Here is a 409-nt window from a genome sequence, read left to right on the forward strand (position 1 = left end):
CCCTCGTGCTGGCGGCCCAGTCGGGGGTGCGGGTGCAGATCGTCACCCCACACTGGGGCGACAGCTCGATCGTGCATGAGGTGACCCGGTCGTACTATGAGGTGCTGGTGGCAGCAGGCGTCCAGATCTGGGAGTACACGCCCGGGTACGTGCACGCCAAGGTGGTCGTCGCCGACGACGACACCGCCGTGGTCGGCACCATCAACTTCGACTACCGGAGCTTCTACCTGCACCAGGAGTGCGCGGTGTGGCTGGACGAGGTGGACGCCATCGCCGACATCATCGCCGACGTGGACGTGACCATCGCCATCTCAACGCCCATGACCCTGGAGTATCTGCGTTCCATCAGGTGGCCCCGCCGCGTCTGGCGCGCCATCCTGCGCACCTTCGCCCCCATGATGTGACACAC

Annotated in this window: 1 protein-coding gene; it reads left to right on the forward strand. The window is 66.0% G+C overall.

Going from position 1 to position 409, the window contains the following annotated elements; translation table 11 throughout:
• Positions 1 to 404, forward strand: a 404-nt coding sequence (locus MPC4_RS04790) for a phospholipase D-like domain-containing protein (protein ID WP_244628848.1), incomplete at its 5' end; no start/stop codon positions are given.
• Positions 405 to 409: the final 5 nt, after the last annotated feature.

The organism is Methylocella tundrae, from assembly GCF_901905185.1.
Classification (GTDB): Bacteria; Pseudomonadota; Alphaproteobacteria; order Rhizobiales; family Beijerinckiaceae; genus Methylocapsa; species Methylocapsa tundrae.